The 25,535-nt window shown below is 40.0% G+C and carries 16 protein-coding genes; 6 read left to right on the forward strand and 10 right to left on the reverse strand.

What is annotated here, in order from left to right:
* Positions 1-34: 34 nt before the first annotated feature.
* The 7 genes from QT327_RS20535 to QT327_RS20565 all read right to left on the reverse strand — a co-directional run bounded on the left by QT327_RS20535 (position 35) and on the right by QT327_RS20565 (position 15,039).
* Positions 35-1,735 (reverse strand): RagB/SusD family nutrient uptake outer membrane protein, encoded by a 1,701-nt coding sequence (locus QT327_RS20535; RefSeq protein ID WP_130856160.1) that lies wholly within the window; start codon positions 1,733-1,735, stop codon positions 35-37.
* An 18-nt stretch (positions 1,736-1,753) separates the two neighbouring features.
* Entirely contained in the window at positions 1,754-4,894 is a 3,141-nt protein-coding gene (locus QT327_RS20540; protein ID WP_149105279.1) for a SusC/RagA family TonB-linked outer membrane protein, read from the reverse strand.
* 245 nt (positions 4,895-5,139) lie between these two features.
* Complete coding sequence (locus QT327_RS20545) at positions 5,140-9,297, reverse strand: hybrid sensor histidine kinase/response regulator transcription factor (RefSeq protein WP_130856162.1); 4,158 nt, start codon at positions 9,295-9,297, stop codon at positions 5,140-5,142.
* A gap of 298 nt (positions 9,298-9,595) precedes the next feature.
* On the reverse strand, positions 9,596-10,630 hold the full coding sequence (locus QT327_RS20550; RefSeq protein ID WP_130856163.1) for a glycosyl hydrolase: 1,035 nt from the start codon (positions 10,628-10,630) through the stop codon (positions 9,596-9,598).
* Positions 10,631-11,274: 644 nt separating this feature from the next.
* Positions 11,275-12,348: a glycosyl hydrolase gene (locus QT327_RS20555; RefSeq protein ID WP_130856164.1), complete on the reverse strand. Its 1,074-nt coding sequence runs from the start codon at positions 12,346-12,348 to the stop codon at positions 11,275-11,277.
* A gap of 322 nt (positions 12,349-12,670) precedes the next feature.
* Positions 12,671-13,828 (reverse strand): PepSY-associated TM helix domain-containing protein, encoded by a 1,158-nt coding sequence (locus QT327_RS20560; RefSeq protein ID WP_130856165.1) that lies wholly within the window; start codon positions 13,826-13,828, stop codon positions 12,671-12,673.
* Between the two features lie 125 nt (positions 13,829-13,953).
* A complete protein-coding gene (locus tag QT327_RS20565) occupies positions 13,954-15,039 on the reverse strand; it encodes an aldose epimerase family protein (protein ID WP_242627195.1) in 1,086 nt (361 codons plus the stop codon).
* A gap of 285 nt (positions 15,040-15,324) precedes the next feature.
* Between QT327_RS20565 and QT327_RS20570 the strand changes: the two genes are divergently transcribed.
* The 3 genes from QT327_RS20570 to QT327_RS20580 all read left to right on the forward strand — a co-directional run bounded on the left by QT327_RS20570 (position 15,325) and on the right by QT327_RS20580 (position 17,905).
* Positions 15,325-15,729 carry a hypothetical protein gene (locus QT327_RS20570; RefSeq protein ID WP_130856167.1) on the forward strand — a complete coding sequence of 135 codons (405 nt, stop codon included), beginning with the start codon at positions 15,325-15,327 and terminating at the stop codon, positions 15,727-15,729.
* 514 nt (positions 15,730-16,243) lie between these two features.
* Positions 16,244-16,924, forward strand: a complete 681-nt coding sequence (locus QT327_RS20575) for a PALP domain-containing protein (protein WP_130856168.1) — start codon at positions 16,244-16,246, stop codon at positions 16,922-16,924.
* Between the two features lie 171 nt (positions 16,925-17,095).
* A complete protein-coding gene (locus QT327_RS20580) occupies positions 17,096-17,905 on the forward strand; it encodes an AraC family transcriptional regulator (protein WP_130856169.1) in 810 nt (269 codons plus the stop codon).
* A gap of 11 nt (positions 17,906-17,916) precedes the next feature.
* Here the strand turns inward: QT327_RS20580 and QT327_RS20585 are convergent, their stop codons facing one another.
* Positions 17,917-18,606: an RluA family pseudouridine synthase gene (locus QT327_RS20585; RefSeq protein WP_165446972.1), complete on the reverse strand. Its 690-nt coding sequence runs from the start codon at positions 18,604-18,606 to the stop codon at positions 17,917-17,919.
* A gap of 150 nt (positions 18,607-18,756) precedes the next feature.
* Between QT327_RS20585 and QT327_RS20590 the strand changes: the two genes are divergently transcribed.
* Complete coding sequence (locus QT327_RS20590) at positions 18,757-19,512, forward strand: hypothetical protein (RefSeq protein ID WP_289553902.1); 756 nt, start codon at positions 18,757-18,759, stop codon at positions 19,510-19,512.
* A gap of 17 nt (positions 19,513-19,529) precedes the next feature.
* A complete protein-coding gene (locus tag QT327_RS20595) occupies positions 19,530-20,192 on the forward strand; it encodes a DUF5009 domain-containing protein (protein WP_289553903.1) in 663 nt (220 codons plus the stop codon).
* Positions 20,193-20,813: 621 nt separating this feature from the next.
* Here QT327_RS20595 and QT327_RS20600 read toward each other — a convergent pair.
* Both QT327_RS20600 and QT327_RS20605 read right to left on the reverse strand, forming a co-directional pair.
* Positions 20,814-20,978 (reverse strand): hypothetical protein, encoded by a 165-nt coding sequence (locus tag QT327_RS20600; RefSeq protein ID WP_165446973.1) that lies wholly within the window; start codon positions 20,976-20,978, stop codon positions 20,814-20,816.
* 142 nt (positions 20,979-21,120) lie between these two features.
* Positions 21,121-22,143 carry a GntR family transcriptional regulator gene (locus QT327_RS20605; RefSeq protein WP_130856173.1) on the reverse strand — a complete coding sequence of 341 codons (1,023 nt, stop codon included), beginning with the start codon at positions 22,141-22,143 and terminating at the stop codon, positions 21,121-21,123.
* Between the two features lie 224 nt (positions 22,144-22,367).
* Between QT327_RS20605 and QT327_RS20610 the strand changes: the two genes are divergently transcribed.
* Complete coding sequence (locus QT327_RS20610) at positions 22,368-25,352, forward strand: SusC/RagA family TonB-linked outer membrane protein (protein ID WP_198140328.1); 2,985 nt, start codon at positions 22,368-22,370, stop codon at positions 25,350-25,352.
* The last annotated feature ends 183 nt before the right edge of the window (positions 25,353-25,535 follow it).

Below are 25,535 nucleotides of genomic sequence, written 5' to 3' on the forward strand. Positions count from 1 at the left end.
TGTTTGTTAGTTAAATATAAATTTACCGTTTCTGCTAGTATCCGGGATTTTGCTGCAAGGTGTTATTGGACGCTTGGATTTCCTCCCGAGGGATCGGCAACCAATAGTGTTTCGCCGCAAAACTTCTGCCATCAAGCGCAATTTTACGTGTATAATTAAAGGTGCTTCCGTTTTTGGTGATTTCTATACCATAAGCAGGTACGTTTTCTGTCTGCTCTGCGATTTTCCAACGACGAACGTCATAGAAGCGGTGTTCTTCAAAGGCTAATTCAATTTGCCTTTCATTACGCACAAGTTCTCGGAAAGCCTCTTGACTTAAACCTGCGGGCACAGCAGGCATTTCAACACCCGTCCGGCTACGGATTTGATTCAAAGCTTCACGCGCTGAAAAGCGGGCACCTGCAGGTATTGCATCAGGTCCGGAAAGTTCATTCGCCGCCTCTGCAAAGTTTAAGAGTATTTCGGCGTAGCGAAAATAAATCCACGGTTGTAAACCTGCAATATTCCAAGGGTTATTAATCGGCATGTCTTCATCGATAAATTTTCGTAGGTAATAACCGGTTTTACTGGTATTCCAGTTAGACGGGCCGTCTTGGCTATCACGGCCACCGGGACGGAAAGTCTCAACATTTCGGTCACGATAACCGGCTCCGTTGTAAAAAATAGTTTGATAAAAACGAGGATCACGTCCAATATAAGGATTTTGTGGATCATATCCTGAGGTAGGGTCAGAAATTGACTTTCCATTAGCCATGCGGTAGGCGTCTACTAAATTTTGTAAAGGTACATTGCCTCCCCAACCGTCGTAACCATTAGGGCCGTTGGCAATTTCCATGGGAACATGTCGAGCTCCAACAGAATAATAACGGGCAAAAATGATTTCATTATCATCACTCGTCTTGCGGAAAAGTGCGCGGTAACCATTTTGTGAGATAGTATAGCGATTTAGCGCAATGACAGCGTTGGCTGCTTGAACCGCCGCTTCCCAAGTCCCAACATTATAAAGCGGACTGGCCGCATAGAGCGTTAAGCGAGATTTAAGTGCTAAAGCAGCGCCTCTCGTTGCGCGACCACGAAGCCAGCTATTACTATTATTTTCCGGAAGTCCGGCAGCAGCCTCATCCAATTGGGATAAAACATAAGCTAAGCTGGTAGCTAGGTCTTCCCTTTTAAATAAGCTGGGATCACTGAAATCATCCGTTAACTCGACTACTTTATCACCCAACAAAACGATTCCTCCGTAATTGCGGATCAGGTCGTGGTAGCGGAAGGCTCGGATGAATTTCAGTTCAGCAACCAATAAATTCTTGTGGGCTTCGCTCATCGGAACTTCGTTAATATGAGTTAAGGCGTAATTACATTCACGGATGCTACGATAACTCCGTTTCCAGAAAGTGCCGGCGATACCCGTATTTTCCGGTAAAAGCTGTCCGCGTTGAATAAACCAAGTGTTATCGTCATTGTTGTAAATCGATTCGTCCGATAGCGACGACCACATAGCATACTCAAAACCTCTTCCAAAGCCAGGAGGCGTTCCTTCAGCTTCCTTATCAATAAGCCGTACGCCAAGGTAGCGATTGACGACAAATGCTTCGAATAAGACGGAATCACTTAAAACAGCTGTATCCGACACTTTGTCTGTTGGCGTAACATCGAGGAAATCTTTCTTGCACGCAGCCGTTGTTAGTACCAACGCTGCTAAGGCAACTAATTTTGTTTTATATATGGTATTCATGTTTTTAGCGTTTAAAGGTTAGAAACGTACATTGGCGCCTATGTTGATAATGCGCTGTTGCGGATAAAATTGGCCGCTCTCGCTTGAACCTTCAGGGTCAAAGTCTTTCAGTTTCGTAACGGTAAAAAGGTTAAATCCACTAGCAAAAAACCTTAATGATTTGATGCCTATCTTGTTTATCAGTGTTTCCGGCAGCGTATACCCTAATTCTACATTTTTCAAACGAACAAAAGCCGTATTGAACAACCAAAAATCGTTCTTATATAATCCGCCGCTGATGGAGGAAGAAGCTCGTTCGTCAACGCGTGGATAGCTACCATTGGGATTTTCCGGGCTCCACCGATTTTCTGCCCAGGTATTAAAGTAGTTGCCAATGGTGCCGGCTTCGGCTAAAATGTATTGACGCACCCTCCCTTGACCTGCAAATACGGCGGAGAGGTCAAACTGCTTGTACGAAGCATTTAGCGTTAAACCGAATGTTAACTGTGGAATGTTGCCTAAATTGGTTTGCACCATATCATCGGCAGTAATGACACCATCGCCATTGTAATCTTCCAAAATTAAATCACCCACCTTTGCTCCCGCAACATGTGGGTAGGCGTCCAGCTCCTCCTGGCTACGGAAAATGCCGGCACTACGATACAAAAGATAGCTATTTAGTGGCCTACCGGTTTGACTTTGATGAGGTAAAACTGCGGGTGATTCATCTCTAAAAACTACGTTGCTCTTGACATAGGTGATATTACCTGCAATGCCAAAATTGACCGTGCCATTTCGTTGATAACCTAAAGTGGCTTCTAGCCCGGTATTATCAACTTTACCTATGTTTTCAGAGGGAACAAGAGGCGTGTTGTCGTTGGTTGGAAACGGGTTAACAATACCGGTGCTGCCTGGAATGGAAGCATTACGAGGTAAAAGTATTTTAGAGCGCTTCTCCATGAAATAAATAAATTCCATGTTGAAGTTTTTCAAAAATTGCGCGTTAAAGCCGATATCTGTTTTTTTGGAAACCTCCCAAGTGATGTTCGGGTTGGCCAATTTGTTTAAATCAATGCCAGGATATATGCTATTGCCAAGGGTATAATAATTTCCAAAAATGTAGTTGTTAACAAATTGATTCGCGCCTACATTATCACCGCCCAGCTCACCATAGGAGGCCCGTAACTTCAAGTCATCGATGAATTTGACTCTGTTTTTAAACCAATCTTCCTGTGAAATGCGCCAACCTGCGGAAATACCCGGGAAATAACCATAACGACTGTCTTTTGGAAAGATGGATGAACCATCCACACGGAGTTGGGCTTCTACTAAGTATTTTTCCTCATAATTATAGTTGATCCTACTAATCACGCTTTTGCGGCTTTCCCGCCAGCTTAATCCTGCATTCGTGCGGTCTTCCAACGCAGTTCCTCCCTGTGATAGTTCGGGGGTAAGCGAAGAAGGGAAATTACGGCGTCCGGCTTCCATTCGGTTCAGTGTCCGTTCACTTTGCTCATAAGCCGCAAAAGCTTTTATATTATGGGAGCCAAAACTGCGTTCATAATTTAATTTAATATGCGAGGTAGTTAGGGATGTATTTTCTTGAAATTGTTGTAATTGTGCTTTAGACTCGCCAACGGTGCGTGGTTGATAGATTCCGGTGGTTGCATCATAACTATATACCAGGTAAGGAACAATAAAGTTTTTTCCCGATTCTGTAGAGCGATCGACGGAAAAAAAGCCGTCGAGCATAAGGCCTTCAACCGGTAATTGATAAGATGCTCTAAGAATACCATTAAAAATTTGCTTCGGATTCTGATTCGTTCCGCCGGCATCAGTTACCATCATAATCGGGTTATTGTTCTCTATACCCGTGGTTGGTAAACCATTGGCGTAACGTGGTAATACGGTAGGATAGGCGCGGTATAAATTGCGAAAAATATCGCCTGCCCCGGTCGTGGGAAACAAACGTTTTTCTTCGCGGCCCGCTAAGGACATGCCCACTTTGAAGCGGTCGGTTACATCCAAGTCGATATTGGAACGGAAGTTATACTGCTTGAAATTGGTTACTCCGTTTTTAAAAATACCATCTTGTTTGAGTGTTCCGGCCGAGACAAAATATTTTACCTTCTCTGATCCTCCATTTACAGAGAGATTATGTTGGCTTTGTAAGGCAGTATTAGCCAATACCTCTTGTTGCCAGTCGGTATTCGGATAATTCTCGGGATCGGATCCATTTCTGAATTTCTCAATCTCATCAGCAGAATAGGATTGAAACAGACCACCGGACGGGTTGTTATAATAACTTATTTCGTTGCGTATCGTTGCGTAGGTGGCCGCATCGGCCATCTTTGGCAATCGGGTAGGGGAAGCGAAACCTTGATTGAAACTATAAGAGACCGTGGGTTTGCCGCTGCTGCCTTTTTTAGTGGTTACTAGAATAACGCCATTAGCGGCTCTGCTTCCGTAGACGGCCGCGGAGGCATCTTTGAGTACGCTTACACTCTCGATATCATTAGGGTCCAATCGCTCTAACCCGCCGACCTGACCGGGCACACCGTCTACCACTACCAACACATCGGTATTGCCGGTTGTTGATACACCACGAATACGTATTTGGGAGCCATCGTAGCCCGGTTCTCCACCTCTATTGGTGGCGACCAATCCTGAAAACCGCCCGGCAAGTGAATTGGATACGTTTGGTTGCGGACTTTTGACCATATCAGCTCCCTTTACTTCTGAAATAGATCCAGTCACTGTTGCTCGCTTTTGCGTTCCATAGCCTACAACGACCACTTCATTAAGTGCTTGAGCATCGGGCTGTAAGACAATACGCATGGCCTGATTGCGGACAATGGTTACCTCTTGCGTTAGATAACCTACATAGCTGATCACCAAAGTCGTTTCTGTAGGTGAGAGTTGTATGCTAAATTTTCCTTGCATATCGGTACTGCCCCCACCTTGTCCATTTTTTGCGCGGATACTGACTCCAGGGAGCGGGTTTCCGCTTTCGTCTACCACTGTACCTACGATGGCTTGTTGTTTTACATTAGTCTGTTTAACTCCAAGCTTGGTTGGAATAACAGCGGCCTGTACACTGTGAATGGCAAAGATATAAAAGGTAGTCAGTGCCAAACATGTTCGTGCAAATCCTCGTGTTTGATTGTAAATAGAATTCATAATGCTGTTGGTTAGAATAAACGAAACCGATGAAGCATGCGCTAGGCTTGCTATAATCGATTAGGTTGTGAGGAGCAAATGTCGTTTATCCCCCGTCCGGTAGTGAGGGGTAAAATAAAAAAAGGGGGGGGATTCGTAGAACAATCAAAGAAAGTGACCCTAACAGGGTCTATCTGGATCATCTGTGCTTTTTTTTATTAATCGCCTTTTTAAAGTTTAAAGGTGTTTAAGAACAATGTGAAATCCTATTTCGCATGGTAAACGCGGTGAAAAGGTTTTCTGTATTTCTTAATATACTCGGAGGGGTTCATGCCATACTGCTTTGCAAATTGTTCTCTAAAGTACTTGAGATCGCGGATGCCTACTTGATAGGCTACTTCGTAGATGGTATTCTCTGAGCTGAGAAATAGACGCGCGGCAATATCCAAGCGTACGGTTCTGATAAAACTATTAAGGCTGAGGTTATGTATCTCTTTAATGCGGTTACCTAGGGTAGCATAAGTAAAGCCGCAGGCGTCGGCAAGTTTATGTACATTGAAGCTAGGATCGGTAAGGTGTTTTTCTATGATAAGCAAACACTTGTCATGCAACTCCCGGTCTTCGCTACTGATTTTTTGAAATTTGGCATTATCAGTAATATGATGAAAAAAATAGTCTTTTAAATCGCTTCTACTTTTTATTATAGCTTGTATTTTAGCTATTAATACATCAATGTCAAAAGGTTTTGTAATATAGTCGTCCGCGCCACTCTGTATGCCTTCCAATTTGGTTTCTGTATTATGTGACGCTGTTAGCAAAATGATCGGGATATGCCTCCGGGAAGGATCTGTTTTTACCTCTTTGCAAAATTCGATTCCATTACTCCCTTCCATGACGATGTCACAAAGAATGAGATCCGGTAGATTATCGTCTAATAAGCGGTAGGCACCGGATATTTCGTGTTGCACATATACCTCAAAGTAGTTAGATAACATGCTTTCGAGGTAATTGGTTAAGCTCACATCATCATCAATTATCAATATTTTATAAAAGGAAGTCGCTTTGGCGGTCATGGGAAGCGGAGGTTTGTTCTCCTGTTCCATCAGTTGCAGAACCGTTGAAATACTACCGGGGTTTAACTGTACACTGCTAGTGCTCGTGGCTGAGGCTTTCATGGGAAGTTCCATATAAAAAGTGGTTCCTTTACCCAATTCGCTCTCATAGTAAATACGGCCATCATGTAGTTCGATAAGTGATTTAACCATCCACAACCCAACGCCAAAACCTGATCCCAAAGTGCTTTTATTAAAGGATTCATGATGAGCAAAGGGCTCAAACAGTTTCTCTCCAATTTGTTTATCGATACCACAGCCACTGTCTTTTATACTAAGTAAAATCGCCATCTGATCGAGCTTGGCAAGTTTAATTTCCAATATCCCTTCTTTGGTGAATTTAATGGCATTGAATACCAGGTTAAATAGGACCATTTCGATTTTTTCACGATCTATCAATAAGAAAAGCTCGTCAAATTGCGTATGAAAAGTGACTGACAGATTCTTTTGTTTAACTTGGTGATTAAAGCAATTTAATACTTCCAGAATCAGGTTGACCAAGTCTGTCGACTGTATTTGCAAATTTTCTTTGGTTAGATTGTCTTTTCTAAACGTTAGTGCTTGATTCGCGAGCCTTAGTAGGCGGTTGGTGTTTACATAGAGGGTCTTAACAGAAGGGTCTTGATCTGAATTCGCATCCTTTTTGTTTAGTAGCTCCTTAACCGGTTGAAGGATGAGCGTTAAACTGGAACGGAATTCGTGTGACAGTCGGGTGTAATAGTTTATTTTTAAAGCGTTTATTTCTTGTTCTTTAGTCCGTTCCAACTGGCTGATTTTGAGCTGATAATTAAGCTTCTGTTTTTGCAATTGGTGTCGGCGGTAATAATAAAGAATGGCGCCCGCTAAAATAAAATAAATGATATAGGCCCACCATGTTTTATACCATGGAGGTAAGATCTCGAGATGTAGTTGTTTAATGCTGCTCTTAAGGATTTGACCGCCTTGTTCCAGTGCTACCTGAAACGTATAGTTTCCGGGAGGCAAATAGCGATAAGTAGCTGCCTGTTCATTACCGACATAGTTCCAGCGCTCATCTAAACCGTCCAATTTATAAGCGAAACGATGTTGACCCGATTGTCCATACGTTAGTGAAGCATAATGTAGCGTGAAAGTTGAATAGTTATATGGAAGCGTTAGTTTCTTTTTGTCATTTAATGATTGCTCTTGCGCAGCTATTAGCCTATTGGGATAAGAAGTAATCTCTTTGCCCAGTAAATCCAGTCCCGTCAAAATGATGCTTCTCTGGGGTTGCTGATAGTTTACGTTTTTTGGGTTGAAATAGGTTAGTCCTCCGGTACCAGCGAAGAAAAGTTGATTTCTTTTTTCACTATAGATTGCTGCCCGTGGGTTGAAGGTCCCCTCTTGCACGCCGGAGTTAGCACCATAGTTAGTAATTGCCTTTGACGTTAAGTCAATGCTGGATAAGCCCTGTATTGTACTTACCCAACAATGCCCTTGATTGTCTTGCTGAATAGCGAGGACGGTATTGCTTACCAAGCCGTTTCTTTCATGAAAATTATGAACGAAGTGCTTCTTCTCCATATCATACACCAATAGCCCGTTACTTTCCGTTGCGATCCATAAATGCCCATCATGGAGAATGGCCAGATCGTATATAACCTCCGATTTTAATTTGTCAAAGATTCCGCCCTCAGGAAAAAAGGGATGAAAAAGTTCTTTTTCCTGTTCAAAATAGGTGATGCCGGCTCCGTAGGTGCCAATAATAAGGTTCCCGTGTTTGTCTTCAACGATTGAACGGATGTCATTGGAAGGGATGGTGCTATTTTGAGGGACAAAGGTGGTGAATTTTTGTGTAGAGTAGTTTAGTTTGTTAAGCCCGCCTCCGTTGGTGCCTACCCAGAGTTGATGCCGCATATCTTCAAATATAATACGGACATCGTTCGAGCCAAGCGTCCCTTCCTTTGTAGGGTCCGCTTTAAAATGAGTGAAATTGTCCTGTCGAGTATTATAGCGCATAAGGCCACCACGATAAGTGCCGAACCAGAGTTGGTTGTTGTGATCTTTTAATGTAGCCAGTATAGCATTATCCGATAGGGATGATGACTGGTTCTTTTCTTTCTTGTAGTGTTTCAGTAGCTTGTTTTCATAATCCAGTTTAAAGATACCGTGACCGTCTGTTCCTATAAACAGATTCCCTGCAACATCTTCCAGCAAGCCATAAAAACGAACATTTTGATCCGCCTTATTGACGAGATTTAGTTGATTTTCATGAAGATTAAAGAATGGATATATGGGTTTGGCGATAAGGAATACCCCATCGCCGTATGAACCTACCCATAAATTCTCGTCTCGATCAAAAAATAAGCTTGTAATTGACCTTCTATGTAGGCCATCGGGTTTTGAATCATTTTCATCTACCCGTGAAACTTTCTTGATAACAATCCTATGATCTGTGCTTTCCTCAAAATGTATATGGAAAGCCCCGCCGTCTAGGATGCCTAAGTAAAATTCTTTATTGTTATGGCAAGCCACACTTAAATAGTGGTTATGAGGCGTACCTAAAGCTTGGGCAGTAATCCATTGCCCCTTCGCACTATGTCGACGGTAAGTAAAGAGGCCACTGTCGGTTGCCACCCAAATGTTTCCTGTGGGATCTTCGAATATGTTATGTATACGGCAGAAAGGTTTTTGGTTTAAGGCAGACTGGATTGGATAAAAGGGCTTTAGGGTTTTGTTGTGTTGTGTGAACACCTGTAGCCCCGCATCCTGACTGCCTATCCATAGTAAGCCTTGGCTGTCTTCAAATATAGCCGTTACCATGTTGGAGCGCAAACCTTCTAGATTTTGCGTGGTATATCTTGTAAAAGATCCGGATTCTTTGCGAAAGCGATAGACGCCCAAGCCGTTGGCAGAAATCCATAAAACATTTTTGTCGTTTGAGTTGCTTATACAACCTACGTCCATTTTGTATTGACCTTTGACAGAGGCCAGGATTGGATAGTGTGTGAAAGATTCGGTTGTGCTATTATATTTGCTGACACCTTTTCTGGAAGAAACCCAAAGTATTCCTTCTTTGTCAATCAGGATTGTTTGTACATAGTTACCCAGTAAGCCTTGAGGCGACGAAACATCATAGCTGAAGTTTTTGAACACCTTCCCGTCGAAACGGCTTAAGCCATTCTCTGTTGCGATCCAAATAAAGCCGGTATTGTCCTGCTTAATATCCCGTATATTGTTAAACGGCAATCCATTTTGCAAAGTATAGTTATAATGACGGTAGATCGCACTGTCGTTAAAGGCAAATGCCGCTAAGGGAAGAAACAAGAGCCACAGATAGACCAGAATAGGCATAAAGCGAGTGATTCATTTTACTACCTGGTAAAAATACGAGAATTTACTTGGATTCATTGTGCTTTGTTGATTCTCTTAAATCGAAAATCCCTGAAGACGACTAGCGAACAAAGATGGAACCCATTTGAATAACGTGATATATTGGATGAGGCAAATTCAGCAGAGAGGAAATTTTCGTAAATTGTAAGATCCCTTTGAAAAAGAGTGGTTGCTATGGAACAAAACAGGATTCTTTTTCCTGAAGTCCTGTTTTGTTGATGAAAATTAATCAAGAAAAGCTACTGTTTCTATCTATTACTTATGGTGTTTCGTTTTCTTGCGCCCACAATTTTGGGGCAAAGGCTGAATAGGGCGTAATCCATCTATATAATCCATAATGGGCTTCAGTGCCTGAGAAATAAGGTTCATCTAGCAATTCGTAAATAATAGCTGCTTTAATTTGCGGGTTGTTCTGGCATTTGGTTAAGAAACTGTTGAGAAAATTCCGCTGGACGCTATCGGGTTTGGAGCCACCCGGGTTTTTTGAACCAGTTTCCGTAAACCAAATGGGCTTGGTGAATTTATCCGCCAGATATTCGGTGATGTCTGGAATAAAGTATGGTGAACCGGCAGCAAGCGTTTCCATATTGTCATACCAATGATAAGCAACAATGTTAAAGTTAACTCCGTAATTTTCAAGCATTTGTAAGTACTTGTAATGCAGCCATCCGGCTACAACCATCGTTTGCGCCGTTGGATCGGCTGCTTTTACACCCTCATCCATTCCCTTTAAGTGTGCTGCAATGATCTTAAATTTAACAGAATCATAATCCGACACATTTCTTCCTGAGCCACTTATTATGCACGCGTTGTCCAGTTCATTTCCTAAATTATAATAAGTGAAATCATTTTTATATAGGGATGCAAAATTAAAAGCACGGGTATAACCGCTTTGATAAGCTGTAGTTTCTGTGCCTGTAAAATCCAGCGTGGCAGCGGGAACCATTGGCAATAAAGTGATACCTGCTGAGTCAGCAGAACTTTTAATTTTTGTGTAAAAGCTAAGTGGTGTTATTTGGCCTGTAGTTGGAGAGAAAGGTACGTCGATACGATAGATACTCATTCCAAGCTTCTTAAGGAGGCCTATTTGCTTATAAGCTGGTGTAGCGCCGTAAGCAGTTTGATTAATTGGATGTCCATTGACACCTAGCATAAAATCACTTCGAAGAAGATTGATAGCTCCCGTTTTTTTGATAAGGGATGTTGAATTTAATTCTTTCTTCAATGACTCTTTTGAACAAGAGAAAGCAAATATGCCGATTAAAGCATAATAGAATAAGTGTTTTGTTTTCATAATCTGACTTTAATTTTTCATAAAGTTAATTGTTTTCTAAGTTATTAAGATACTATGTGGAAAAAAGATTCAGCGGTTCTGCTGTCGAATGATATTTTTGATGGCTAAATTATCTGTAATGGTTTTCAGGTATATTGATATTATTTTAAGAATAAATGACTTATGACTTGTAACTTAGCCTAGTTTAAAACAGTAGTATGAGGTTTAGTCTAGAAAGCTTGAGTATATCCTTATGTAGGGAAATTGAATATACTGATGTATTTAACATTCCTTATCTTAGAATTGACAATCGATGGATAATAACCGCAAGTTTTGAAAGTGAAGAAGACATCGAGATAAATGATTTGATAAATTACACTTGGCGGAAGTTTGACCTAAACGATCTAAAAGCACTGACTACACTGACTAGGGTAGATTTTAATTGCATTTGAGAATTTAATAACCTTAGAAATTTTGCTCATTTTTATACAAAATAATACACATGTTTTACCTAAGGCAATAAATGCGCTGTTTTATAGTTAGCTTTGATTAGGTTAAAAACAAACGAGGATCTATTATGAGATAATAAGACTTCTACTAAGGTTACGGTTGGATACTTGATCAATGTAGAAACTGCTTATCTCGCCAGAGATAAGCAGTATTTTTTATGGGATAGAAAAGGCTATTCGTTGTATCTGTTCTTCTGCCCACAACTTAGGCTGATACTGCTTGTAACGCTGAGTCCAGGTAAAAAGGCCATAATGCGATTCAATGCTATTAAAGACAGGTTGATTAAATAGCTCGTATACCATCATTGCTTTTACTTGGGGGTTGCTTTTACATTTCATGTACATTTTGTTGAGAAAGGCACTTTGAACATCGTCAGCTACGTTTCCCATTGTATTTCTTATATTAACTTCTGTAAACCAGATCGGCTTTGAGAACTTCGTGCATAGGAACTGCGTTATATCGTCAATGTTATAAGTTTTGGCGGCTAGTTTGTCCATTTCGTCATACCAGTGATAGGCGACTACATCATAATTCACACCATAATCTTCCAACATTAACAAATAACGATAGTGCATCCAAGAAGCATTAACCATCGTTTCTGCTTCGGAATCAATAGACTTTATTCCGTCATTCATTCCTTTAAGGTGTGCAGCAATTATCTTAAACTTTTTCAAATCATAGTGAGACGACAATGTGCCGGACATCTTTGGTAATATACATCGATTGTCCAATTCGTTAGCTATGTTATAATACTTAAAATAATCTTTGTAAATTGCGGCAAAATTTCGCCCTCTTTGGTAGCCAGATTCGTACGAGTCTTGTTCAAAACCATCGAAATCCATTTGTACATGATATAACATTGGGAGCAATACAATGCCCATTTCGTCAGCGAGCCGGCAAAATTCCATTAAACGATTGTGCATTTTACTATATCCATTTTCATCAACCGCTATGTCAATTCGATATATATTGAACCCTAAAGATTTTATTAATTCCAGTTGTTCCTTTGCGGACAAGGCTTTGTATGCTGCTTGTGTAACAGGATGCCCATTTGCGCCGAAAAAGAATTTTCTTGCTGTTGAAGTGTCGGGCCCTGGTGTTACCAATGTGTCTGGCGGCGGAACGGGTTCTAGATCGCTCTCGCCACCTCCGGGAAATGGATCTTTGCCGCACGCTAAGGCTGCTAGCATTATAGCACTGCTTAAAATTTTACGTAAAACCTGCTTCATATTTCAATTTTTAAGTATTGAAGAAACATGGAGATATGGCGCTCTTAAACGGTAGGATCGGGCTGAAAAAATTAGTTGCTCGCAACATATTCTCTAAGTTTCGGTCGGATAGTGTAAAAATATGTATAAAAATGTATATAAAATGTGATAAATGTGAGAATGTGAAATTTCGGTCTTTATGTGCCTTTAAAAGCACTTTTATTGCTTGGAAATATTGGTTTCTAATTGTCAAATTGATGGTTGAGAACGATCAATCGAATAATTAACAGGAGATGCGGTATGTTGAAAGAAGAGATGCGGAGGAACTGATATTTGGCGAAGCTTAATTCACTATTTCGTAGTGGTTATGAACCTGCTTCTTGATCTTTGAATTTTTCTTCTTGTTCTTTCTTTTTAGCCAAATGATAAATCCTGTTATAGGAAGACTGGAGCCAATTAGGCAAGAAAGAAATGCGAGTAATTTGGTAGGTAAACCGTAAAGACTGCCGGTATGAATAGGAAAAATTAAACGCCGTACCTTCATACCTTTTGAACGCGTGGCATATAATTCTTTTTTGACAAGTTCTCCTGTGTTTCGATCGAAAAATAACTGGTCTACTACATTAGCTATTGACGCATGATGTTGCTCTTTGCTCACGCGAACGAGATTTATCGCGTCTTCCGGAAAATATAAGGTTACATCGCTTGAATAAGGAAGCAATCTTTGGGTTTGACTGTACATTTGCTCGAGTGATCCTTTTTGCTGCGATTTATTCTCTCCGCTGTGAATCAGTTCTTTTTGAGGTCCTTTCCCGTCAAATATAAAAAAAATGCCATTATTAAACCATTTATAGCTCCATGTTAGCCCAGTGAAGGCGATTAGAAACAAAATAGGAAGGCTATAGAAACCTGCTACTGCGTGTAAATCCCAATTTACGCGTTTAAATTTTGCATCCCATTTTATCTTTAAACGTTGTCGAAGAATTTTACTGTTTTTAGGCCACCATAAGAATAATCCTGTGATTAAAATGACTAAATAAGACAGGCAGCAGATGCCTGTAATGACTTTTCCTGTTTTACCCATTAGCAATTGTCTATGCAGCTCTTCTGAAAATGTGAAGAGATGTTGCTTTCCTTTGATATCTTGTTGAAGTTTTCCGGTGTAGGGATTAATCGAGAAAAGGTGTCGTGTCAAACGATCGCCCCGAGTTTGAAAGAATACGGCTTCTTGATGGTTCGTTTTCTCCCGTATTACCAAAGAGTTAATTGCTGCACCCTTCGCATATTGAAGAGCTAAGTTATATAAACTGTCAATGGATAAAGGGAGTTGATAAGCATCATTGTTTGACTGTGCGTAATATAAAGATGGATAGAGTAGGGGGTCGAGTTCATCTTCAAAAACTAATATAGCTCCGGTAGCTGCGGCGATGCTAAAGATGAGACCTACTGTTAAACCAACCCATAAATGTAACCAGGCAAAGATTTTCTTAGCTTTCTTCATGGACGGAGCCTCTTGAAATATTTATTTTTATTAAATCTAAATAACAAAGTAACGATATCGCGCAGATATTCACAAATTATTTTGTGATTTCAGGGAAGGCTTTGAGAGGCAATGGGATCAGGTAGCTATTCAATACTGAACTGATAAATACAAGTGCTTTTATATTGTTCACCGGGGTTTAGCGTAACGGATGGCCAGGTTGGTTGATTGGGTGTGTCGGGGAAATGTTGCGTTTCCAAGCAAATAGCGCCATATTTCTGAAAGGGAATATTATCTTTTCCTTTTTGCGTCTTATCTAACGTGTTACCCGTATAAACCTGTAATCCGGGCTCGTTAGAGAAAACAGTCAATTTGATGCCGCTTGTGGGAGAATATACACTTGCGGCGGGAATCTCTAGATTTCCATCTGTATCTAATACCCAGTTGTGATCTAAACCTGACACAAACACCAATTGTTTATGAGTGCTATCTCTATTTATGGCGCTTCTTATACTGGTTGGAACGGTAAAATCGAAAGGGGTATTAGAGACGGAGCGGATTTCACCAGTAGGAATGGCGTTGGAATCTACCGGGGTAAAATGTTTAGCTCTTACAAAGAGAATATCGTCAAGCACTGTTTTTTGAGGATTACCGCTTAAATTAAAAAAGCTGTGGTTTGTTAAATTGATAACGGTACTTTTATCAGTTTCTGCTTCGTAATTGATGATTAAGGCGTTTTCGTTTGTGAGCGTATATCGCACCTTTACTTTAACATTCCCCGGAAATCCGGATTCTCCATCAGGTGAAAGATAGGAAAGTACCAGCATGCTGTCGCTTAGTTGTGAGCCTCGGAATACCTGTTGACGCCACCCCTTACTCCCACCATGGATGGCATGTTGTCCGTTATTTTTGTCTATTTTAATGGTGTCTCCGTTTAATAAAAAGGTGCCGTTGGCAATGCGGTTAGTAACACGTCCCATGATAGCCCCGAAAGAATTTGGTTTAGCAAGGTAGTCCTGGATATTGTCAAAGCCTAGAACAACGTCCAATAATTTACCATTTTTGTCGGGTGCTAAAAGGGAAACAATTCGGCCACCGTAGTTCGTAATACTTACTTCCATGCCTTTTGTATTCCTTAAAACGTATAGATGAGTGGAGTCCCCGTTAACAAGTGCTTTAAAATTGGCACTTTTTAAGTCCGATTTTGCTTTTGAATCAAGAATTTTTTGCATACATGACGTAGCAACCGTTATTATGAAAATGCACAGGAAAAAGTTGTATTTTTGATTTAGCATGAAACGAGGCTTATTAACTACCAAACATACAAAAAACCATGCTATTATTAGAATTTCTCTGTTAACGCGAGGATATGAGACTTTTTAAGATCTCGAGGTGTTTGACGTTTTTGCTTGCTAAAATAAATTTTAACAAAATTGCAGAAAAAATGTTACCGAAGACAAAGATTACTGCTAAGTTGTGTTATCTTTAATTAAAAAGGTGCTTTCAAATGTCGCTGTATGGATACAAAGGAAATAACTTTTGTTAAAAAACGAATTGAAACAAATGCTTCAAAGGTTTACCTGATTCAATTGTTTTCAGTAAATCATTTAGTGACAAAAATCGATATCGGCCACTTCTGCCATTCTTTAGAAAAAGGACCTATTCATGGTGCAATGTTCCATGCAGCTATTTTTTTTGATGATAAGGAGTTTGCAGCATTTCCTTCGCAACCTATGACGTATGTTTATAGCCCGCATGAAGAGGGTGATGTCATGATGCATATTAAGGCAATTTATAGCTATGATGTGGCTAATAGATTAGGCAAATTGCATTATTATGATATAAACTATTTGATTAACCAGCCAGGAGACATCGTTTGCCTTGATGAAATCTCGGAAATGCCAAAAGACGATGAGAGCTAATCGGCTATGCGATGTTTAAGTTTTGGATTAAACATATTATTCTATTTGACCTAACCATTCAGAATTGTCAAAGATTTTCTGAAGTGTAATTCGAACTCTGATCGCACATTCCGTTTTACAGCGGATAACAAGAACACGATATTATTTGTATAAGCAATGATCAACAGCCTGATACTATCTCTGGAGATGAAATTGTTTACGAAACGCAGCTATTAATTAGCACTTAGTGATGTAAATTACGTCTGATATTTCTATTAATCACAGTCATGATATTGTGATAAGCAATTTCTTTATTCCCTGTTTTACTATAGTGAGCAACGGCTAGTGTGCAATAGCGTGAAAAAAGTACCCTTTTTTATGATAAAAACACCCGTTTGCAAAGCATCCATATAGTACATTTGCTGTTTACGTACTTTTAGAAGCTTTTTGTGTACAAATTTTTCCGGGAGACAGCAGCTCTAACCTATTGGATTGTCCGATTAAATGATTTATACAAGTCCGAAATACAATTAAAATGACTGATAAACATTTTCTTATTGATGAAAGTAACGCTTTTTATGCACATCCAGACGCCTCAACCGATAACTCGCTATTGGAAATTCACTATCAAAGTTGTGGTGTGACCGGAATTGTTTACGGAGAATATATCCGTCTTCCGCGAAAAGGCTGTTTTACGAAAGGCGATATGAAATTGAAATTAGGATCCTATAACAAAACAGGAATCTCCGATTTCTTCGTTGATAATGACCATAACGTATACTTGGATGATGTCGAAGCGTATTTACGGACCTTCAGTCCTTCAACCGAGATTTACAAACTGAGAGCGAGTGAACACGGTCTCTTGAAGCAAAAAAATTGGGAACTTTTTATGCCTAAGCCCCGTTCGGATATCACACAAGCTGATGAGAAAGAAGGCTTGATACAGTTAGCCCATGGGGATGGTATCATCCTTGCTCAAAAACTAGCCATTCAATTTGGATTACAGATAGATGCCCGGTCGGGGGTTAACTTACTGGCCGCCATCTGCCTGAAGATGATGTCAATAAATGAACTTACAGCACTTACACTCCTGCATGGTATTTGGAACGAGGATCAATCGAAAGAACTTGTATATCAGGCAGAAAGTGATGTTAATTACTATAGTGATAGGATTACATTTTTAGAATATCGGGTCGTTAATGAGATGCTTATGTAAAACGTTTACTTCCCATATATTCATTACAGATCCCTGTCGTTAGTACATTGCCGTTTTTGGCAGACAAGCACGGATGTCCTTTATGTAAGGCATTCTCCATTTCTAAAACTCTTTAGCATGATGATTGTTTTTTCCTTTATTTTAACAAAAATTTAAATACAATTTCAATCTATGCCATTAAATCCAAAGCTAACGCGTATTCAGGGACACAATCGAATCAAAGAAGCTTTAATACTTGATGCTGAATGCTATATAATTCTTTGGATAACAGGGGGTAAAGGTGTTTTAAAGATCGACTGTGAGGAGTATGAGCTTATAACTAATCGAGTATTTTATATGATGCCCGGCCAAAAAGTATCGTTTGTTAAGTTGCCGCAGACAGGGTATATTTTACATTTTACGGAAGAATTTCTGATTAATTCAACAGAAAATAGGGGAAAGAACATCTTGTTGGAGTGGTTGTTCATACCTCAAGTTTTTTTTGATCCGGATGATATACAGTTATTGGATTTTAAATCGCTTTGGGAAATATTGGAGCGAAATTGGAAGCAGGAATCTTTGGGTTTTCTAATTGCAAAATTAATCAATTTAATTTGGGTTTATCCACAGGCCATTCAGATGAGAAGTAGAGATAGCCGATTATTAAAAGAAGAATGGACGTTAATAAAGCATTTGAAAAGAAATGTCGAGCTGTATTACAAAGAGCGTAAGGATTCGAGTTTCTATGCAAAAGAACTGAATGTGCCGCTTTGGCGTTTAAATAAGATTGCCAGACAGGTGTTGGGTTCTTCTGTACATGATATTGTGCTGGCAAGAACCTTACTGGAGGCAAAACGGCTTCTTACTACTACACGTCGTTCCATAAAAGAGATCAACTTTGAACTGGGATTTAAAGATCCTTCTTATTTTAATAAGGTATTTAAAAGACTTTGTGGTGTCTCGCCGAGTACCTATCGTACTCAAGAAAGACGCTCTGATTAAGTTCGCCTATCCTAGAGAGAAGGAATTTGCTTAAAGCTATTCCATAATTGTGCGTCGGGAATCGGCGCTTCCAAGTAAACCGATCGATGGTCGATAGGATGTGGAAAACGCAATTGCTTGGCATGTAGTGCGATAGCTCTTCTGGGCTTCTCGCGTGGAAAGCCGTATTTATAGTCGCCAACTATGGGACAACCGATGGCTGCTAACTGCGCTCTGATCTGATGTGTGCGACCCGTAAAGGGATATACCTCAATTAAAAAGAAATCGTCCGCTTTTTCTAAGAGGCGATAAGCCAATTCTGCTTTGACACTATGGGGTTGGGGTTCGTTATGGGTATAGCTGATGTTCTGCTCTTTGTCGCGCGTCAGCCAATGAACTAGTTTGTCAGATGGGACAAGGGGAGGATTCGCGACAATAGCCCAATAAGTCTTTTCAACCAGTCTGGCTTTAAAGAGGGCTATCATGCCTTCGAGAGCCACAGGTGTCTTAGCAAAAAGTAATAATCCACTTACCCTGCGATCAAGCCGATGGACCGCGCGCGTTTGTATGTCCTTATGATGCTTCTCACTTAAATAAGCACTCAGCATTTCCTCCAATGCTCTTTTTTCTTTGGCAGAGGCCTCTACCAAATAACCGGATGGTTTATTGATAGCAACTAGGTGCTCATCTTCGTAAAGAATATGTTGATCTATTTTAGGCATAAACAGCATTCGCACGATATCAATGCAAAGATAATAAAAAGATCATTTCGGCTATATAAGAAAGGAAAATCTAACATAGACGAAAAAAATTAACTTGTAATTGCTTGATACCCTAGTTATTGCTATATTCATTGGGTCATTAAAAAAGCCATGCTACGAACCATAATATACCTACTTTTACTCCATTTTTTGCCTACTGGTGTCATTGCCCAAAGCCAGTACCCATCACATACGGCCTTTGCTACTTCTCTTGGCGTTCAATTAGGTTCAGCCGGTATTGGTGTCGAATTTAATTATCCGATTTATAATAATTTGAGTATAAGGTGGCAAGCAAATTACTTACCTGAAGTGCGCAAACACTATCATGGGTTAATATATCAACCACAGCGGACATTAACGGGCGTGAATATGGATTGGCAACCGCTTTTTGGAGGGAATAGTTGGTTTGCGCGGAAGTGGTTTGTTGCTTTTGGTTTCTATTACTTTTTGAAACATCAGATGAGTACATTTAGGGAATCCAGGGTGATTGGTGAACCGAGGGAAAAGTATTACGAAGTTGATTTGGGTAAAGTAAGACCTTATTTAGGTATGGGGATTGGCCGGCTAGCGCTTACTGAACGTCTTTTTCTCAATCTGAATGGTGGATTTTTTATTCCCACCGCCAAAACCAAGGTTGAAATGGTTCATAAAGAACAGTATGACCCAAGCGTTATTGATCGGGTTGAAAGAGAAGAACAGAATAGATACAACCGTGTCTGGGCACATCTGGCAACCTCACTGAACATCCAAGTTGGGTTGTTTTATAATTTTGCATATCGATTTAATACCTATCAATGGCAGCCTAAGGAATGGAATAATAAAAAGAAGAAAAATTATAGACCATCAAAAAATCAACAATTCCGTTAAAGCTAATACATAGCAATATGAACGTAAAGAAAGTTGCTTCCGAAAGAATCTTGTCAGTTGATATCATGCGTGGTCTTACGTTGCTGCTGATGTTGTTTGTGAACGATTTGTTCGAACCGGGAGTCCCTGCTTGGTTACTCCATACAAAGGTGGATGTTGATGGAATGGGACTGGCGGATTGGGTGTTTCCCGGCTTCTTATTTATAGTGGGAGTGTCAGTGCCATATGCGATCCGTTCTAGACTGAATGAGGGAGAATCGAAGAGGCAAATAATCGGACATATCGCGGTGCGTACCCTGAGCTTACTTATTATTGGTGTTTATATCGTTAATATAGAACGTTTAAACGAATTGCTTACCGGAATGAGCAGGTATGCTTGGGCAATTTTGCTTTATGTGGGTGTTTTTTTAATTTGGAATAACTATCCTGACCGGCAGGAGCAGCGAATTTTTTTTGCATTAAAAGGATTGGGACTGGTAATCATGCTGATACTCGCTTTTATTTTTAGGGCGGGTGAGCCTGGAAATGTGTTGTGGTTAGAAACAAGTTGGTGGGGTATTTTAGGATTAATAGGTTGGGGATATTTTGTTGCGGCTTTAGCTAGCCTACTATTGAATGGACAAATAGTAGCACTTCTTTGTTTATGGATTTTTTTTTGTTATATTGAATGTACTGTCTAGCTCGGGTACACTGGTTTGGCCCGAAATGATCAATTCAGTATTTGGGGTAGTACTTGACGGCAATATTCCCTCTATTGTTCTAATAGGGGTAATCGTTGGTATTCTAATCAAAAGTGAGAAGCTTGCAAAGGAGAAGATCGTATTCCTAATTAGCTTAATGGGAACGTTCAGTTTACTGTTGGGATTCTTTCTTCGAAACTGGTTTATTCTATCTAAGATTGGCGGGACACCAAGCTGGGCATTCGTCTGTAATGGTATAAGTCTTTTAATATATGTTTTTTATATTTTTTGGTTGATATAAAAAGATATAGTACGCGCTGGGGTAATTTATTTCGTTTTGCAGGAAGAAACTCCTTAACAACCTATTTGGCTCCGGATGTCATTTATTTCGTCTGTTGGGGTTGGGGGATCTCTTTTTTTTATAAGCAAACATCCAGTCAATTATTGGCGATAGGAGGTTCGATGATATGGGCTTTTCTTATGCTTGGATTTGCCTGGCTCTTAACACGTATGCATATACGCTTAAAATTATAATATTAAAAGTAAACGAATATAAATTGAAGCGAATTGCCGAAGCAATTCGCTCTATCATGATGGTTAGCGTTATTCGTTGTGGTACAGCTAGTTGATACTTGCTGGTGCGGCCTTTTTGTAAAAAACCTCTCCATTGTCGCTTAATAAGTTAAGCGCGTTGACTAAATTATTCACTTCTTCCGCCTTTACTTCCCGGAGCACGATGGTGACCTCCCCTCGGTATCGCATATAAATATAAAATAGTGTTAGCATCACATTTCGCTAGGTAAGCAAATGTAGGTTTTTGAAACGGTTTGTCAATCAACACTTTTGGAGCATTATTTCTCAAAAAAGCGAGGTGTTATACGATGGAGGAAAATTATTCTTGAACTACGTCGCACGAAATAGGCCTATATTAAAGAGAGTTTCTTAAGATAAGCTTTGTTGGATTACGATGTCTAATAATTTTTTTTCCTTCAATAGTTTCTGCTACTTTTTTTGCCATCGCCTCAAAATCAGATGAAATTACAGTAATGCCTCCTTCCAGGATTTCCTTGACGTCCGTGTCGTTATAGGAAATTAAACCAATATCCTCGCCTAGACGATATTTTTTTCTGCGAGCAAGTTTGATGAGTGCTACATCATCTGTGTCATACCTGCTAAAGGTTATGTATACATTGCCTCTATAAAAGTTGGCAGACGAAATCTCGTGTTGAATAATATAAGGATATTGATGCTCCTGGCAGAATTGCAAGAAACCTTCGATGACCAAACGAGCATGAAACGCTTCAGGTGGCACAATTAATATCAACTGCTTATATTTTGCAAGCTGCGCTTCAACTTCCGATAGTGCATCGTAAATATCAGACTTGAAGTCCTGATAAATGGAAGAATAATTTCCCTGAAGATGAGCTTGGTCGAAATCTATCAAGATCCTTTTAGGAGCAGGTATGCTATTTAATATGGTAGAAACATCCTCTTTAAGGTAAGCCGCGATTACAAAATGCGTATAACTGTGAATGTTTTCGGTAATAAGTTTTTCGAAAACCTTGGAATTATGATGATGAAAATAAACGTCAATATCTGCTTTATCTTTAATGGCTTCAAACAGCGTATGATAAAATTTGTCTCGCATAAGATTCATTTTATCAAGCAGGAGAAAAACGCGAAAACTGTGATCAACTGATTTTTTCCGCACATAGTACCCCTTTCTGTAAACCGACTCAATAATTCCTTTTTCGAGCAGATAGTTCAAACCTTTTAGAACCGTTTCCTTACTGATACCAAACTGATGCTCAAATTGCTTAAGTGAGGGTAAGCGCTCGTTTAACTGTAGTTCACTCCTTTCAATTAATTGCAATATATGGTCGACGAGCTGTAGGTATTTCATTCGTTGCGCTGAAGAATCTCTGTTCTCTTGCAGGTTTTTAGTTTCCATATACGTTAAGGTGTTATTCCTACCAAAGCAAACCAGGTTTCTTGAAGATAATTGGTTTATAAAAACACTTTGGCAAGCGAAATTAAAAAAAATGTTTGGAATTTGAAATTGATTTCCTAATATTGCGATGTGGTTTTCTTACCAGACCAGACCATACCAATTAAAACTAAATTAATGAAACCATGTGTAGGCTTTTTTTAATCTTTCTCTGCGCTCTAATCGGAATGGGAACCGTGTCGGCGCAACAAAAACGAACAATTTCAGGTGTAGTTGCGGATGAAATAACTGGACAACCCTTACCTAGCGTTACTATATCGGTGGCTGGGAAACAACAGCGAACAAAAACGGACGCAAAGGGAAAGTACATACTTGAATTAGAACCCTCTGACCGAACTCTAACCTTTTCGTTGGTCGGCTACGAAACGCAAACCCAAACGTTTCAAGAAAATCGAACATTACTTAACGTACTGTTGAAAGAAAAAAAGGAATTATTGAATGAGGTTGTGGTAGTGGGATATGGTACCCAACGAAAAATCGAGACGACGGGTTCTATTGCTTCCGTAAAAGCTGATGAGCTGACCCAGATGCCGGTTGTGAATGTGGCGCAAGGACTTCAATCGCGGGTTTCAGGTGTTCAGATTAATCAAAATTCAGGCTCGCCGGGAGGAAATGTGAGTGTACGGATACGGGGAACGAACTCCATCAATGGTAATTCGGAACCGCTTTATATTGTAGACGGAATACAGATTTCAAACAGTGGGGGTATTAATGATGTCAGTCCGCTTTCTACGATTAACCCGAATGATATTGAATCGGTCGAGGTACTGAAGGATGCTTCGGCTTCTGCTATATATGGTGCGCGGGCGGCGAATGGCGTAGTACTGATTACTACAAAAAGAGGCAAAGAAGGTGCTACCCGCATTGCGCTGGAGAGTTACTATGGGATACAGAAGGTAGGTAAAAAACTTGATCTATTAAATGCGACTGAATTTGCTACATTAGAGAATGAGGTGTTTAAAGATAATTATTATCCAGATCCTGCATCTTTGGGTGAGGGCGTAGATTGGCAGGATCTAATTTTTCAAAGTGCTCCTATTAATAACCAACAGTTAGCTATAAATGGAGGTAACGAAAAAACACAGTTATCGCTATCCTTAAATTATTTTAAGCAGGATGGAATTATTGTGAATTCTGATTTCACACGTTATTCGTATCGCTTAAATGTGGATCATAAAATTAGTGATCGCCTGAAAATAGGAACGAGTATTTTAGGTAGTTATTCTACGAATAATGGTGTTAATGCGGGTGCCGAAACATTAGATGGTGGCGGGGTGGTAACCGGAAGTGTTTTGGGAGCAGCTGTTGGTGCTCCACCAGTATTGCAGGCGTATAAACCCGACGGTTCAGTATTTCCATTTGGCGAGCAAGGAAATGGTAGGTATAGGGAGGTAGTAAACCCGCTCAATTTCACCGAAATCTTACAGCGAAATAATATTAAAAGGACCTTGATCAATTTATTTGGCGAATATACGATTTTGCCAGGTTTGGTTTACAGAGCCTCCTTTAATTCGGATATTGAGAACCGTTTATATGATAACTACTCTCCCTTGTCTATTTTAAATGCTGCTGATATTAATGAGAATTCGGGTTCGGGGTCGAAGGAAAATCGCGACTATCTTAACTTGCTACATGAGAGTTTATTAACCTATACAACTAAAATTGGTGAAGATCATTCCTTGAAATTTACGGGTTTGTTTGCTACGCAAACAGAAAAATATAAAATGAACAGGATCAGCGCAACGGGCTTTCCAAATGATGCGACGGCAAATGAAGCTTTACAGCTTGCTTTAAACCGGACGGTATTGAGCGAAAGAACGTCGCAAAGATTGGATTCTTATATGGGGCGGGTTAACTACGGATTTAGAGACAAATACTTTTTGGATGTTACAGCACGTGTGGATGGATCAAGCAAATTTGGAGCTAATAATAAATACGGCTTTTTTCCCGCTATATCCGGCGCCTGGCGAGTAATTGAAGAACCTTTTCTAAAGGATATAAATGGGATATCTGATTTAAAACTCCGCGCTAGTTATGGTATCAGTGGAAATGCTGGGGGTATTATACCCTATCAGTCGCTCGCAACGGTAGCTTCTAATGGTGGCTATAATATGAATCATACATGGCTTACCGCGATCGGGCCGATGGGTATTGCGAACCCAAATTTACGCTGGGAAAAATCGAAGCAATTGGATATTGGGCTGGATCTTAGCTTATTTAACAATCGGCTATCGTTTGTAGGAGATTATTATCATAAACGTACAGACGATTTACTATATGTGCTGGCCCTTCCTTTATCTTCCGGATATCCTACCATGACGGGGAATTATGCATCCTTGGAGAATAAAGGAGTAGAACTGGCGGCGAATGCGACAATTTTTGAGGGCGATTTCAAGTGGTCGGTAGCGGCTAATGTGACGATAAACAGAAATAAAGTGCTGGATTTAGATGGCGGCGTGACACAGGAGCGGTTCATTACAAATTATACACTGCTCAAAGTGGGTGAGCCGCTTGGTGTTTTTAAAACCTACGTCTTTGATGGAATCAACCAAAGTGCAGAGGAGATTGTTCCGGGCTACGATGGCCGAGTAGGTGGGCATAAAGTAAAGGACATCAACAATGATGGAATTATTAATTCGAATGACCAAATCATTACAGGAAACCCTAATCCTAAATTTATTTATGGCTTCTCTACCAATTTAAGCTATAAAAACTTCGATTTGAGCGTATTCTTATCGGGAACACAGGGCAATGATATTTATAACATCAGTAGACTGTCATTTGAAAACCCCATCGGGCAACGGAATCTATTTAAAGGGGTGGTGAATCGTTGGACACCGGAGAATCACAGCAATCAATATGTCAGTCCTTTCGTAGGGGGAAGATTGCCGATAAGCGATTACTCCATGGAAGATGGTTCTTACCTACGCTTACGTAATGTGACTTTGGGATATAGATTGTCAGGACTAAAAGGTGTATTGCGTGATCTGAGAATATACGTAAGTGGCAATAATCTTTTTACAATTACTGATTATTCGGGTTATGATCCGGAGGTAAACACTTTTGCAGGTTCAAACAAGGAGATTGGGGTTGATAATTTGGTTTATCCGCAAGCCAGATCATTCATAGCGGGTATTCAGGTGAATTTTTAAGTGCTCTCTAAAAAGTAAACAGATGAACCCGACACGAAGGCTCCATCTAACCATTAAACCGTCGGAGGCAGCATGAACCGAGTGAACCGAACGAAGTGAGCTCACGAATACCTTAGAATACCAATTTAATGAGTAAACGAGCTCATGAATACCATTGAAAATAAATACTTATGAATAATGCCT

It is taken from the genome of Olivibacter sp. 47, from assembly GCF_030372825.1.
Classification (GTDB): domain Bacteria; phylum Bacteroidota; class Bacteroidia; order Sphingobacteriales; family Sphingobacteriaceae; genus Olivibacter; species Olivibacter oleidegradans.